13 protein-coding genes are annotated in these 12,954 nt (G+C 70.0%); 9 read left to right on the top strand and 4 right to left on the bottom strand.

What is annotated here, in order from left to right; translation table 11 throughout:
• Window positions 1-27: 27 nt before the first annotated feature.
• From mmsA to ACY1JF_RS15410, 5 genes are all read left to right on the top strand, one after another.
• Window positions 28-1,578, top strand: a complete 1,551-nt coding sequence (mmsA, locus tag ACY1JF_RS15430; RefSeq protein ID WP_462705689.1) for a multiple monosaccharide ABC transporter ATP-binding protein — start codon at window positions 28-30, stop codon at window positions 1,576-1,578.
• Window positions 1,575-2,819, top strand: coding sequence for a multiple monosaccharide ABC transporter permease (mmsB, locus tag ACY1JF_RS15425; protein ID WP_462705688.1), 1,245 nt, complete (start codon window positions 1,575-1,577; stop codon window positions 2,817-2,819). The genes mmsA and mmsB overlap by 4 nt, the downstream gene beginning before the upstream one ends.
• A gap of 58 nt (window positions 2,820-2,877) precedes the next feature.
• Window positions 2,878-4,029 carry an aldose epimerase family protein gene (locus ACY1JF_RS15420; RefSeq protein WP_462705687.1) on the top strand — a complete coding sequence of 384 codons (1,152 nt, stop codon included), beginning with the start codon at window positions 2,878-2,880 and terminating at the stop codon, window positions 4,027-4,029.
• 109 nt (window positions 4,030-4,138) lie between these two features.
• A complete protein-coding gene (locus ACY1JF_RS15415; protein ID WP_462705686.1) occupies window positions 4,139-5,710 on the top strand; it encodes a pyridoxal phosphate-dependent aminotransferase in 1,572 nt (523 codons plus the stop codon).
• Window positions 5,711-5,871: 161 nt separating this feature from the next.
• The gene (locus tag ACY1JF_RS15410) at window positions 5,872-6,300 is read left to right on the top strand and encodes a hypothetical protein (RefSeq protein WP_462705685.1); all 429 of its coding nucleotides are present in this window, start codon (window positions 5,872-5,874) and stop codon (window positions 6,298-6,300) included.
• Between the two features lie 126 nt (window positions 6,301-6,426).
• On the opposite strand, the gene ACY1JF_RS15405 is transcribed toward ACY1JF_RS15410, so the two are convergent.
• Complete coding sequence (locus ACY1JF_RS15405; RefSeq protein ID WP_462705684.1) at window positions 6,427-7,395, bottom strand: arabinan endo-1,5-alpha-L-arabinosidase; 969 nt, start codon at window positions 7,393-7,395, stop codon at window positions 6,427-6,429.
• A gap of 213 nt (window positions 7,396-7,608) precedes the next feature.
• On the opposite strand from ACY1JF_RS15405, the gene ACY1JF_RS15400 reads away from it, so the two are divergent.
• A complete protein-coding gene (locus ACY1JF_RS15400; RefSeq protein WP_462705683.1) occupies window positions 7,609-7,830 on the top strand; it encodes a hypothetical protein in 222 nt (73 codons plus the stop codon).
• A 14-nt stretch (window positions 7,831-7,844) separates the two neighbouring features.
• Here the strand turns inward: ACY1JF_RS15400 and ACY1JF_RS15395 are convergent, their stop codons facing one another.
• Window positions 7,845-9,230, bottom strand: a complete 1,386-nt coding sequence (locus ACY1JF_RS15395; RefSeq protein WP_462705682.1) for a DUF3500 domain-containing protein — start codon at window positions 9,228-9,230, stop codon at window positions 7,845-7,847.
• Window positions 9,231-9,336: 106 nt separating this feature from the next.
• Between ACY1JF_RS15395 and ACY1JF_RS15390 the strand changes: the two genes are divergently transcribed.
• On the top strand, window positions 9,337-9,918 hold the full coding sequence (locus ACY1JF_RS15390) for a hypothetical protein (RefSeq protein ID WP_462705681.1): 582 nt from the start codon (window positions 9,337-9,339) through the stop codon (window positions 9,916-9,918).
• Window positions 9,919-10,260: 342 nt separating this feature from the next.
• Here ACY1JF_RS15390 and ACY1JF_RS15385 read toward each other — a convergent pair whose 3' ends face one another.
• Window positions 10,261-10,728, bottom strand: a complete 468-nt coding sequence (locus tag ACY1JF_RS15385; RefSeq protein ID WP_462705680.1) for an ATP-binding protein — start codon at window positions 10,726-10,728, stop codon at window positions 10,261-10,263.
• A 130-nt stretch (window positions 10,729-10,858) separates the two neighbouring features.
• Here ACY1JF_RS15385 and ACY1JF_RS15380 point away from each other — a divergent pair, with 130 nt between their 5' ends.
• Window positions 10,859-11,668 carry a helix-turn-helix domain-containing protein gene (locus ACY1JF_RS15380; RefSeq protein ID WP_462705679.1) on the top strand — a complete coding sequence of 270 codons (810 nt, stop codon included), beginning with the start codon at window positions 10,859-10,861 and terminating at the stop codon, window positions 11,666-11,668.
• Window positions 11,665-11,976, top strand: a complete 312-nt coding sequence (locus ACY1JF_RS15375; RefSeq protein WP_462705678.1) for a DUF397 domain-containing protein — start codon at window positions 11,665-11,667, stop codon at window positions 11,974-11,976. Before ACY1JF_RS15380 ends, ACY1JF_RS15375 begins: the two co-directional genes overlap by 4 nt.
• Here the strand turns inward: ACY1JF_RS15375 and ACY1JF_RS15370 are convergent.
• Window positions 11,963-12,844: an AraC family transcriptional regulator gene (locus ACY1JF_RS15370; protein ID WP_462705677.1), complete on the bottom strand. Its 882-nt coding sequence runs from the start codon at window positions 12,842-12,844 to the stop codon at window positions 11,963-11,965. The genes ACY1JF_RS15375 and ACY1JF_RS15370 overlap by 14 nt on opposite strands.
• Window positions 12,845-12,954 lie beyond the last annotated feature (110 nt).

The following is a 12,954-nucleotide window of genomic DNA, read 5'->3' as shown; positions in this document are numbered from 1 at the left end:
GGCACCGAGTGATTGGAAGGCACGACCATGGCGGGACCCGTCCTGGAAATGCGCTCGATCGTCAAGACCTTTCCCGGCGTCAAGGCGCTGTCGGACGTCACGCTGACCGTACGGCAGGGCGAGGTCCACGCCATCTGCGGGGAGAACGGCGCCGGCAAGTCGACGCTGATGAAGGTCCTCTCCGGGGTCCACCCGCACGGCACCTACGAGGGCGAGATCCTCTTCGAGGGGCAGCCCTGCGCCTTCAAGGACATCCGGGCCAGTGAGCAGCGCGGCATCGTGATCATCCACCAGGAGCTGGCCCTGGTGCCCTACCTCCCCATCGCGGAGAACATCTTCCTCGGCAACGAGCACGCCACCCGGGGCCTCATCAACTGGAACGACACGCTGCGGCACGCCACCGAGCTGCTGCGCCGGGTCGGTCTGGACGAGCACCCCGAGACCCGGGTCGCGGACATCGGCGTCGGCAAGCAGCAGCTCGTCGAGATCGCCAAGGCGCTGTCGAAGAAGGTGAAGCTGCTCATCCTCGACGAGCCGACGGCGGCCCTGAACGACGAGGACAGCGGCAAACTGCTCGACCTGATCCTCCAGTTGAAGGAACAGGGCATCACCTCGATCATCATCTCGCACAAGCTGAACGAGATCCGCCGGGTCGCCGACTCGGTGACCATCCTGCGGGACGGGCGGACCATCGAGACGCTGGACGTGAAGGCCGCGGAGACCACCGAGGACCGGATCATCGCCGGGATGGTCGGCCGGGACCTGGAGCACCGCTTCCCGGAGCGCTCCCCGCACCAGCCCGAGGAGGGGCAGGCGCCCGCCCTGGAGATCCGCAACTGGACCGTGCACCACCCCATCGACCAGCAGCGCAAGGTGGTCGACGACGTCTCGCTGAACGTACGGCGCGGCGAGATCGTCGGCATCGCGGGCCTGATGGGCGCCGGCCGCACCGAACTGGCGATGAGCGTCTTCGGCCGCACCTACGGCCGGTACGCGGGCGGCACGGTGTTGAAGGACGGCAAGGAGATCCGTACCAAGACCGTCCCGGAGGCGGTGGGGCACGGCATCGCGTACGTCACCGAGGACCGCAAGCACTACGGGCTCAACCTCATCGACACCATCGGGCGCAACATCTCGCTCAGCGCCCTGGGCAAGGTCGCCAGGCGAGGGATCGTCGACGAGCACGGCGAGCGTCAGGTCGCCGAGGACTTCCGCACGTCGATGAACATCAAGGCGCCGACCGTGTTCGAGCCGGTGGGCAAGCTCTCCGGCGGCAACCAGCAGAAGGTCGTCCTCAGCAAGTGGATCTTCGCCGGTCCGGACGTGCTGATCCTGGACGAGCCGACGCGCGGCATCGACGTCGGCGCGAAGTACGAGATCTACACGGTCATCGACCGACTGGCCGCCCAGGGCAAGGCGGTCGTCTTCATCTCCTCCGAGCTGCCGGAGCTGCTCGGCATGTGCGACCGCATCTACACGATGGCCGCCGGACGGCTGACCGGTGAGTTCTCACGGGCCGAGGCCTCGCAGGAATCGCTGATGCGTCAGATGACGAAGGACAAAGAGGTAACCCGATGAGCACGGATGTGACCGCCAAGTCGCCGGCCCCCGCGCCGGCCGGGAAGGGCGGGCCGGCCGGCGGCGACGGCCTGCTCCAGCTGATGCTGGACGGGATGCGCCGCAACATGCGGCAGTACGGCATGCTGTTCGCCCTCGGCCTGATCGTGGTGCTGTTCGCGGTCTGGACCGGCGGTGACCTGCTGCTGCCGCGCAACGTCTCCAACCTGGTGCTGCAGAACAGCTACATCCTGATCCTCGCGATCGGCATGATGCTGGTGATCATCGCGGGCCACATCGACCTGTCGGTGGGCTCGCTGACGGCGTTCATCGGCTCGATGGCCGCCGTGTTCATGGTCAAACACGACCTGCCCTGGCCGCTCGCGCTGGTGCTGTGCCTGCTGATGGGCGCGGTCGCGGGCGCGGTGCAGGGCTTCTTCATCGCCTACGGCGGCATACCGTCGTTCATCGTGACCCTGGCCGGCATGCTGATCTTCCGCGGGCTGACGGAGATCTTCCTGGAGGGCCAGACCCTCGGCCCGTTCCCGGAGGGCCTGCAGAAGGTCGCCAACGGCTTCATGCCGGAGGTCGGCCCGGAGACCAACTACCACAACCTGACGTTGCTGCTGGGCATCGCGCTGATCGCGTTCGTGGTCCTCCAGGAGCTGCGGGACCGCAAGCGCCAGCAGGAGTTCGACCTCGACGTGCTGCCGGTCAAGCTGTTCGGCCTGAAGCTGGTGGCGCTGGCCGCCGCGATCCTCGTCCTCACGCTGCTGCTCGCCAGCTACAAGGGCGCCCCGATCGTGCTGCTGATCCTGGGCGTGCTGCTGGTCGGCTTCGGCTACGTCATGCGCAACGCGATCATCGGCCGCCACATCTACGCCATCGGCGGCAACCTCCCGGCGGCGAAGCTGTCGGGTGTGCGGGACAAGAAGGTCACCTTCCTGGTCTTCGTGAACATGGGCATGCTCGCGGCCCTGGCGGGTCTGGTCTTCGCCGCCCGCTTCAACGCGGCCTCGCCCAAGGCGGGCCTCAACTTCGAGCTGGAGGCCATCGCCGCCTCGTTCATCGGCGGGGCGTCGATGAGCGGCGGCGTGGGCACGGTCCTCGGCGCGATCATCGGCGGTCTGGTCCTGGGCGTGCTGAACAACGGCATGAACCTCGTCGGCATCGGCACCGACTGGCAGCAGGTCATCAAGGGCCTGGTGCTGCTGGCGGCGGTCGGCTTCGACGTGTGGAACAAGCGCAAGGTGGGTTCGTAGGTCAGTTCCGGCCCCCCGCCCGTCCGGGCGGGGGGCCGATCCCTTTCAGGAGAGCCGCATGGAACTGAGCAGACGCACGGTCATCGCAGGCGCCGCCGCGGCGGGCCTCGCCGCCACCGCGATCGGCGGCACGGCACACGCAGCAGGGGGAGGCAGGAAGCCGGTGAAGGAACTCTTCGGCACGCTCGCCGACGGCACGGAGGTGTACCGCTGGTCGCTGGAGAACGGCGGCACGCGGATGAAGGTGCTGTCGTACGGCGGTGTGGTGCAGTCCCTGGAGCTCCCCGACCGCCGGGGCCGGTACGCGAACGTCTCCCTGGGCTTCGACGACCTCGACGACTACGTGGCCCGCAGCCCGCACTTCGGCGCCCTGATCGGCCGCTACGGCAACCGCATCGCCAAGGGCCGCTTCACCCTGGACGGCACCACGTATCAGCTCTCCGTCAACGACGGCGAGAACTCCCTGCACGGCGGCGCCCTCGGCTTCGACTACCGGGTGTGGGACGTGGAGCCGTACGCCTCGGGCTCCGACGTCGGCCTGGTCCTGCGCTACACCAGCGTCGACGGCGAGATGGGCTACCCCGGCACCCTCGACGCCACGGTCACCTACACCCTCACCCGCTCCGGCGACTGGCGCATCGACTACGAGGCCACCACCGACAAGGCCACCGTCGTCAACCTCACCAGCCACGTCTACTGGAACCTGGCCGGCGAGGGCAGCGGCACCGTCGAGGACCACGAGCTGTCGATCGCCGCGTCCCGCTTCACCCCCACCGACGCGGGCCTGATCCCGACGGGCGAACTGGCGAAGACGGCCGGCACCCCCTTCGACTTCCGCCGCGCCAAGCCGATCGGCCGCGACATCCGCGCCGCCCACCCGCAGCTGGTCCTCGCCAAGGGCTTCGACCACAACTGGGTCCTCGACAAGGGCGTCACCGCCCGCCCCGAACACATCGCCACCCTGCGCGACCCGTCCTCCGGCCGCACCCTGAGGATCGCCACCGACCAGCCCGGCCTCCAGTTCTACTCGGGCAACTTCCTCGACGGCACCCTCACCGGCACCGGCGGCCGGCTCTACCGGCAGGGCGACGCGCTGTGCCTGGAGACCCAGCACTTCCCGGACTCGCCGAACCAGCCGGCCTTCCCGTCGACCGTGCTGCGGCCCGGCGAGACCTACCGGACGACGACCGTCCACTCGTTCGACTCCTGAGCCACCGCCGTCACACTTTCCTCACATGAGGTGAACGCCGGCCCGGGCGGATCCGTACTCATGGGCGGCCCGCGCTCCCCCGCGGGCCGTTCCCGCTACGGAGGTTCCCTTGGCCGGCAACGTCACCTCGCTGTTCCGCAGCGCCTCGGCGCACAGCCCGTCGATGGCGGCGCTGACCCGGGAGGGCGGCGACGGCGCGGGGCCCGTGGACTTCTGCATCCCCTGCAACCCGTACTTCCCCACCCCGGAGATGTTCCAGGAGATGGCGGGGCGGCTGCGGGACATCATCACGTACTACCCGAGCGGCGCCGACACCATCACCGCCGAGCTGTGCGGGCTGCTGCAACTGCCGCCGCAGTGCGTGGCGATGGGCAACGGCTCCACGGAGCTGATCACCTGGATCGACCACCTGCTGGTGCGGGAGTCGCTGGCCGTCCCCGTCCCCACCTTCGGCCGCTGGACCGACCAGCCGATGGAGACCGGCAAGCGGGTCGACATGTTCCCGCTCCAGGAGTCCGGCGGCTTCGCCCTGGACCTCGCGCAGTACGCCGAGTTCATCCGGGCCCGGGGCACCCGGGTCGCCGTCATCTGCAACCCCAACAACCCCGACGGGGGCTTCCTGCACAAGCACGCGCTCGTGCAGTTCATGGACGCGATGGCCGACCTGGACCTGGTGGTGATCGACGAGTCCTTCCTGGAGTTCGCCGACGCGGAGGCCGAGCCGAGCGTGGTCCAGGAGGCGATGCTCCGCCCCAACGTCATCGTGCTGCGCAGCCTCGGCAAGAACTTCGGCCTGCACGGCATCCGCTTCGGCTACCTGGTCGCCAACCCGGCGCTGGCGGGCAAGGTCCGCTCCATGCTGCCCAAGTGGAACCTCAACTCCTTCGCCGAGCACGTCGTCTTCATGCTGCGCGACCACGGCGCGGAGTACGCGCGGAGCCTGCACGAGGTGCGCCGCGACCGCCTGGAGATGTCCAGCCGGCTCTCCTCCCTCCCCGGTCTGACGGTCTACCCCTCCCAGGGCAACTTCCTCTTCGTCCGCCTCCCCGTCGGCGCCGAGGGCACCGTGGTCCGGGACCGGCTGCTGACCGAGCACCGGGTGCTGGTCCGCGAGTGCGGCAACAAGATCGGTTCCTCCAGCCGCTTCCTGCGGCTCGTGGTGCGCCCCCAGACCGACGTACGCCGCCTGGTGTCCGGCCTGGAACAGGTGCTCTACGGGACCAGGAGGGGAGCCGCCGGGCCCGAGCAGGCCACGGGGAGCGGCTACAGCTCGGGCACGGCGGCGGTGGACCGGCTGGTGGGCGAGACCAACGGCGGCGGAACGCGGGGGCTGGCCGCGCAGGCCGTGGGGGCCGCGATGCCGATGCCGATGCCGATGCCGGCGGCACCGCAGCAGATACCGCAGCAGATCCCACAGCCGATCACTCAGCCGACGCCGCAGCCGATCACTCAGCCGGCACCGCAGCAGATACCGCAGCCGGCGCGGACGCCGGCCCCTCAGCCGCAGATGCCGGCCGCCGTGGCCGCGCCCGCCGGCCCCACCCCGCCCGGCGTCCCCGCGCGCGGCGGGCTCACCGCCGCCCAGGTGCGGGGCACCGACGGGCTGGCGGCGGCCCCGGCGACGGGCTGGCCGGGGGCGCAGCGCTGGCCGGACGCGGCGGGCGTGGGCCGGACAGGGTGACACCCGTTTCCCGCTCCGGATCGCGGACGGGCCGCCGACCACCCCCCGAGTGCCGCCGCACACCCCCGACTCACCGGCGCCCGGCGCGTCCGACCGACCCCGGAGGGTAGCGATGGGGTGCCCCCGCCGACGCGGAGGGCACCTCCACCGAAGGGAACGGCATGGCGGCCATCGAGCGGATCGACGTACGGATCGTCACGGCGGGCGACAGCCCGTCAGGGGTGCGGGGCTGGGTCTTCGTCAACGTCGCCGGCCGGGAGTTCTCCCTGGACTCCAGCCGCGACGAGTGGGAGCCCGGCACCGACGTCACCTACGTGCTGGGGGACGGCGCCAACGTCTACCACCCCGAGCGCAACGACCCCCGCAATCCCCAGCTGGACACCGACGACCTGGACCGCTACCCGGCCTACCTGCGCTACGCGCCGCCGTCGGACAAGCCGGACGAGACGTGGCGGCTGGAGCGCGTCATCGTCACGGTCAACCCCGGCGGGGACCTCCCGGCCCGCTACGACAACCCGCGGCTGGCCGGCGCCCCCGCGATCTGGCTCGGCCTGACCAGCGGCCAGGTGGTGAACCTGCGGCGCCTGTGACCGGCCGTCCGGCCCAGGTCCTGTCCTCCCTCTCCCGTCTGCCCTGCGGGCGACGGCGGGAGAGGGAGGACAGGCCCACGCGGACCCCGCCGCGCCTCCCGGCCAGCGGGGTTTGCGAGGTGGCGGTCAGTAGGCGACGGGCCAGCCGCTGCTCCAGTTCAGCAGGTTGATGCCGAGCTTCGGGGTGCCGCTGTCGTTGCCGTCGTAGTAGTGGTAGACGATCAGGTCGCCATCGACGTCGTTCATGATCGACTGCCCGCCGGGGCCGATGACGCTGCCGTGCGACTCCAGCACCGGCGTGCCGCCGTTGTTCATCATCGACACCCCGTTCTTGTCGTAGTACGGCCCGGTGACGGAGGTGGCGCGGCCGACCTTGACCTTGTACGTGGAGCTGGTGCCGGCGCAGCAGGTGTCGTACGAGGCGAAGAGGTAGTAGTACCCGTTCCGCTTGACGATGTACGGCGCCTCGACGGCCTTCGTCCCGGTGGGGCGGGAGGCCAGCGAGTACCGCGTGGTGTTGCCGGCGAGCTGCTTGCCGGTGGACGGGTTGATCTGGATCATCTTGATCCCCGTCCACCAACTGCCGAACGACAGCCACCACGTGCCGTCGTCGTCGACGAAGAGGTTCGGGTCGATGGCGTTGTAGTCGCTGGAGCTGCTCGACGTGTAGACGATGCCGTAGTCGGTCCAGCTGCCCGGCTGTCCGGTGGTGGAGCCCGCCAGTCCGATGGCGGAGGTGTTCACGCCGAACTTCGAGACGGAGTAGTACATCAGGTACTTCCCGCCGTGGTACGAGATGTCCGGCGCCCAGGACTCCGGAACCGAGGAGTACGTCGACCACCAGCCCGGCTTGGAGGAGAACGCGTCGGCGCCCGCGCTGAAGGCGGTGCGGTCGGCGGAGGTCTTGCTGGCGATGCCGCCGCCGGTGGCGTAGAGCAGGTACTGCCCGGACGAGGTGCGGATCATCGTCGGGTCGTGGGTGACGACGGAGCCGGTGACGTACCCCGGGTTCGGGTACGCCGACGCCGTGCCCGGTACGAGGGCGAGCAGGGCGGCGACGGGGAGGGCGAGGAGAGCGGTGCGCTTGCGGCTCATACGGGTTCTCCTTGCGGATGGGGGGACGTTCGGGGCACGCTCGGCCACATGTCCGAGATGCCGAACAGCGATCGCAAGTTCGAACGGACCGTAGAATCGAACCCCTTGCGCGTCAATGGTTCGCGCAGCCCCTTCCGCCCCGGAACCCGGCGGCGCCGGACGGCGTCCTCACCGGTGATCGCACCACCGGCCGGCCGAAGGAGACAGGGACGGATGAACCGACGATCCTGGTGGGCCGGGCTCCGGCCGGCGGGCGGAGTGGTCGTCCTCGCTGTCGGAGCGGCCCTGCTGCTGTGGCTGGTGCTGTCCGGGAAGTCCTTCGACGAGGACTGGGCGAGCTACTACGGGGCCGGCCGGGTCGTCGCCATCGGCTGTGTGGTCGCCGGCGCCTCACTCCTGGCCCGTCGCCGGGGGGACGGTCCCGGTCAGGAGTGAGGCGGTGACGGCCGTCAGTGATCCGTCTCCAGGTGCAGCTTGAGGAGGTCCACGCCGTAGTCGTTGCCGTTGGGGGTGCGGATCATGGTGTGGATGTGCTCCTGGGTGGGGGTGCCGCCGCCCATGCCCATACCGCCGCCGCCGGGCCCGCCACTCGGCATCCCGGACGGCTGACCGCTCGGCATCCCGCTCGGCTGACCGCTCGGCATGCCGCCGCCCGTCGCCGAGTCGTTGCCGTAGAACAGCGCGGACTGGGCGTCGTACTCGATCAGGACGACCGGGCTGTGCACGCGGTAGTAGAACGCGGAGGAGTCCTCGGTCTCGCCGAGCCAGTAGAAGTAGGTCTCGTCGATGTGCTCCTCCACCTCCTTCATCTTCACCGCGGCGTGCCCCTCGTCCATGTAGCCGACGTAGACGCCGACCAGGTCGAGCAGCTTCTGCTTCTGCGCGTCGGTCATCTTCGACCCGGGCAGGCCCGCGTAGGGCAGCTCCAGGTTGTCGGCGCCGGCGCCCGCGACCATGTCGGTGCCGCTCTTCTCCTTGGTGGAGTCGATGACCTTGGCCCGCTGGGCCGACGTCAGCGAGCGGATCATCGCGAGACCGGCCTTGGTCTCCGACTTGAACAGGGAGATCTTCTCGCCCTTGTACGTCTTCTCGGTCGGCTCCGAGCCCATGAAGGTCGGGGTCATGACGACTTGGTCGCCCAGGACGAAGTAGTTGATGGCCACGTGGTGGCCCTCGAACTGGAAGCCCCACGGCTTGGTGGTCGAGGGGGTGCCCATGAAGGTGAAGAAGTAGGCGCCCTCCTCCAGGGTCTCCCGGTTGCCGCCGTTGTACTCGCCGAGGAAGCCGTTGAGCTTCATGATGCCGCGGGTCTGCTTGAGCCCGTCGGCGGAGAGGGCGGCGCCCAGCAGGGCGTAACCGAGCTTCTGCTGCGCCTCGGTCAGGTCGCCCATGCGGGCGCCCTCGCGCTCGTAGCCGTCGACGTTGCTCCAGGCCAGCCACTCGTCGTCGTCCACCTCGAAGACGGACGCCTTGCGCTCCTTGGCGGTCAGCCCGTCCAGGAACTTCTGCGCGGCCTGGACCACCTTGTCGGTGGAGACGTCGGTGGAGTGGATCGAGTAGAGGTCGTCGACGACCTTGCCGTCGGTGGTGACACCGACGAAATCGGCGTACTTCACCGCTGTGACACCCGGTCCCATACCGCCGGCGTCACCGCCGGGGCCACCGCTCGGGGCCCCGCTGGAGGCGGTGGCCGACGTGCTGGAGGAGTCGGTGGAGCAGCCGGCCACGCCGGTCATGGTCGCCACGGCAGCGGCGCCGCCGAGCAGCAGCGACCGGTTCATGAACCAGCGGCGGGTGCGCTCGGTCTGGGGGGTGCGTGGTCTGTGTGCGTGCATGGGCGCCATGCTTCCTGACCGACCTTATTTTTCCGTGAGTTGTTCCTGTGAGACACCCATGAAGAGGGCTGTTGTCATGTCCGGGCACCGGTGGTTGGGTGACCTGGTGCGATCACCGTCTCCGCAGCACCCGCCCCCCGTCCCGCCCCCGGTCCCGCCTCCGGCCCTCCGTGACCTGTGGGAGCCCGGCCCGCCGCGCGGGAGGGCGGACCGGCGGCTGCGCTTCGCCCTGACCCTGCTGCACTTCCCGTTCCACGTGGCGCTGTGCCTGGCCCTGTTGGCCCTCGTGCCGGCCACCGGCCTGGTGCTGGAGTTCGTCTGCGCGGTCCTGCCCTTCGTCGAGCGCCGGGCGACCAGCGCGCTGGACCGCTTCTTCGGCCTCTTCCCCCTGCGTCCCCGCTGGTGGACGACGTGGAGTGAGCTGCGGCACGAGGACGACCCCGCCTTCCACCGGGACCGCCTGGACAGGTACTTCCGCAAGCACCGGGCCGGCAGGCAGCGCACGTTGCTCATCAGGGCCTACCTGTACCGGTGCGTCGGCGTACGCCACCTGCTGGAGATCGCGCCCGCCCACGGCTGGACCCTCGGCCCGGCCCCGGACGCCCGGACCCGCGAGGGCGTACTCCTGACCCGCCCGGCCACCTGGAACCAGGCCGCCGAGCCCGACCCCTCTCCCGGAAATGGATGACACTTCGGGCCGAAGTGTCATCCATTTCCGGGAGGAGGTACGTCCCCCCCTGCCCCCTGCCCCCCCTGCCGTTGGCCGCCGAGACGACCCGGCGTGCATGCGAGGCGCGAGCGCGCGACCGCGACACCGGGGACACGGAAGGAAACCCGAGGGCCCGTTGGGCCTGGGCACCCGCTCCCCAGGCCGCTCGCTCGCTTCTGACCCGTGCTGGAACGGCCCGGGTCAAGGGTGGGCCGCAGGCCCATCGCCGAAGGCGACGCGCAGCGCCCTTGACGCGGGCCGTGGAAGCACGACACTGCCAAGAAGCGAGTGGCCCGACGGCCACGTGTGATGCCGTTCCCCTCACATGTGCCCCCGGCGCCCCCGGTTCACCCCGCTCACCCGAGCGATGTCCGCACGGACGGTCTTGGCGGGCGGCTCCCGGTCCAGCACCTCCCAGTGGTCCGCCAACGCCTCGACCAGCACCAGCCCCCTTCCGTGCTCGTCGAGGGGTCCAACTGGACGTACGGCCGGGCGCGGCGGACCGGCGTGCGTGTCCGTCACCTCGATACGGAGGCCCTCCGGGCGGAGGGTGAGACGCAGTTCGAAGTCCCGTCCGGGCACCCGGCCGTGGGTGACGGCGTTGGCGGCCAGCTCCGCGACGATCACGGCGGCCCGTTCGGAGACGTCCGAGTCGTAGGGGACACCCCACGCCTCCAACTGGTTCCCCGCCAGCCGCCGGGCGAGGCGAGCGCCGCGCGGGGTGGCACTGAGACGCTGAGCGAACACACGTACGGTGACGACGCCCTGTCGGGCGGGTGGTGCGGTCATGCGCCCAATCTGACGCCCCCGAGGCCCGCTTCACCAGGGCGGCAGCGTGTACTCCGGGCGAGAGTACGCGGTGACTGGCTGGACAGTACTCGTCACGTGCCGTGACCATGGGCGCGGGAGGTGGCCGACTGTGGTCGATGAGTCTTCGGACAGTCTGCGGACGTTCGGTGCGGTGGTCCAGGCGTTGCGCGAGCACGTGGGGTTGAGCCGGGAGGAGTTCGCGGCGCTGGTGCGGTTCTCCAAACACACGGTGGCTTCGGTGGAGTTGGGGAGACGGATGCCGGACGTCGACTTCGTCGAGCGGGGCGAGGTGGCCACGGGCAACACGGGTGCGCTGCGGAAGGCGGCTGTGCATCTGGTGCGGCAACCGGGGTTGGCGGCGTGGTTCCGACGGTGGGCGCAGTTGGAGCGGATGGCAATCGCCCTGTACACGTACGAGTGCCGGATGGTGCCCGGGCTGTTGCAGACCGAGGGATACGTCCGCGCCTTGGCCGCTGCCCAACTGCCCCCAATGGATGACGCTCAGATCGAGGAACGGTGGGCAGCGAGGGTCGAGCGGCAGAAACTGCTTCGGGACCGTCCGAACACCGCGTTCAGCTTCATCCTGGAGGAGTACGTGTTCCTGCGGCGCACGGGCGGAGCCGAGGTGATGGGCCAGCAGATCGACCACATTCTGGAAATCGCCGAACTGCGCAACGTCGAGATCCAGGTCATGCCGCTGATCCAGGAGGTTCACGCTGGGCTGCAAGGTCCGATGCGGTTGCTGGAAACCTCCGAGAACGTGTGGTTCGCGTACAACGAAGGCCAGGAAAGCGGCCAACTGATCACGGACCGGAAAGTGATCAGTGTGCTCCAAAGGCGTTATGCCAGTATGCGTACACAGGCTCTCACCGTCCCGGACTCCATGAGCCTGCTGCGGCGATTGCGAGGGAATCGATGAGCACTCCCGACCTGACCTGGTACAAGTCAAGTCACAGCAGCAGCAGCGACGGCGACTGCGTGGAGGTTGCCCTCGTCTGGCACAAGTCGAGCTACAGCAGCGCTTCCGGCGACGACTGCGTCGAAGTCGCCCGCGCCTGGCGCAAGTCCAGCCACAGTTCCAGCGCCTCCGGCGACTGCGTAGAGATATCCACCACCCCCCACACCGTCCACGTCCGCGACTCCAAGGACAGGACCGGCCCCCACCTCACCCTCTCCCCCACCGCCTGGGACGTCTTCCTCCAGGATCTGGACGTCAGCCGGGCATGACGGCCGGTTCCACCGGCAGCCACAGCTCACACGTCGCCGTACTGAAGTCCTCCGCGCGGTCGAGGACCGCGACGATCGACGGGCCCGGCCGCAGGCGCCACGGGTTGGACGGGAACCACTCGGCCGCGGTCGCGGCCCACGTCGTCTGGAGGGTCGCCGGGTACGGCCCGGCACTGCGGAAGACCGCCCACCGCCCGGCCGGTACCTCGATGGCGTCGAGGTCGTCGGGGACCGGGGTGTCCCCGGTGACGGCGACCCCGTGGAGGTAGGTCAGTTCGGTGCCCTCGGGGGCGTCCGGGGCGAGGTCGTCGCTGACCTGGAGCAGGCCGGCCGGGTCGGTGTCGGACAGGGCCTTCAGCCGCTCGTGCTCCCGCCGGGGCAGCGCGGCGACGTGCCGCTGGATGTGCGGGTTGACGCCCCGGTGGACGAGCGGGACCCGCGCCGCGTGGCCGATCAGGCGGAACGCGGGGCGGTCGGTGATACGGGTGTCCATGGGAATGCTCCCTTCTACGGTCAGGCGGAACCTGAGCCGGGGTTGTGTGCGCAGCGGCCCTCCGTCGCGGCGTACCTCGCGGGGCGCGGCGCCGTGGACCGCGCGGAACGCGCGTCCGAACGCCTCCGTGGAGCCGTAGCCGTGCCGGACGGCGATGCTCAGCAGGTCGTCCTCGCCCCGGACCACGTCGGCGGCGGCCACGGTCATGCGGCGCCGCCGCACGTACTCCGACAGGGGCAGGCCGGCCAGGGACGAGAACATCCGGCGCAGGTGGTACTCGGTCGTACCGAGCCCGGTGGCCAGTGCGTGGATGTCGACGTCCTCCGCCAGGTGTTCCTCGACGAGGTCGACCAGTTCGTTCAGCGCTGAGATCACCGTGCCTCCTTCCGGTGACCACCGTCGCAGAACGCGGCCCCGCCCGGCCCGACCGCGGCGGTCCGGTCCGGTCGGACGCGGTACGGCACGGCACGGCGGTCCGCCCCGAG

Source organism: Streptomyces sp. SYSU D01066-1 (genome assembly GCF_054956795.1).
Note: the sequence above shows the minus strand (reverse complement) of the source record. Positions and strands in the feature narration are given on the sequence as shown.

What these genes read in the sequence shown, in the direction of transcription:
- ACY1JF_RS15395 (WP_462705682.1), bottom strand. Translation starts at nt 9,230, where the DNA reads ATGCACGCACACAGACCACGCACCCCCCAGACCGAGCGCACCCGCCGC.
- mmsB (WP_462705688.1), top strand. Translation starts at nt 1,575, where the DNA reads ATGAGCACGGATGTGACCGCCAAGTCGCCGGCCCCCGCGCCGGCCGGG.
- ACY1JF_RS15400 (WP_462705683.1), top strand. Translation starts at nt 7,609, where the DNA reads ATGAACCGACGATCCTGGTGGGCCGGGCTCCGGCCGGCGGGCGGAGTG.
- mmsA (WP_462705689.1), top strand. Translation starts at nt 28, where the DNA reads ATGGCGGGACCCGTCCTGGAAATGCGCTCGATCGTCAAGACCTTTCCC.
- ACY1JF_RS15405 (WP_462705684.1), bottom strand. Translation starts at nt 7,395, where the DNA reads ATGAGCCGCAAGCGCACCGCTCTCCTCGCCCTCCCCGTCGCCGCCCTG.
- ACY1JF_RS15385 (WP_462705680.1), bottom strand. Translation starts at nt 10,728, where the DNA reads ATGACCGCACCACCCGCCCGACAGGGCGTCGTCACCGTACGTGTGTTC.
- ACY1JF_RS15420 (WP_462705687.1), top strand. Translation starts at nt 2,878, where the DNA reads ATGGAACTGAGCAGACGCACGGTCATCGCAGGCGCCGCCGCGGCGGGC.
- ACY1JF_RS15410 (WP_462705685.1), top strand. Translation starts at nt 5,872, where the DNA reads ATGGCGGCCATCGAGCGGATCGACGTACGGATCGTCACGGCGGGCGAC.
- ACY1JF_RS15375 (WP_462705678.1), top strand. Translation starts at nt 11,665, where the DNA reads ATGAGCACTCCCGACCTGACCTGGTACAAGTCAAGTCACAGCAGCAGC.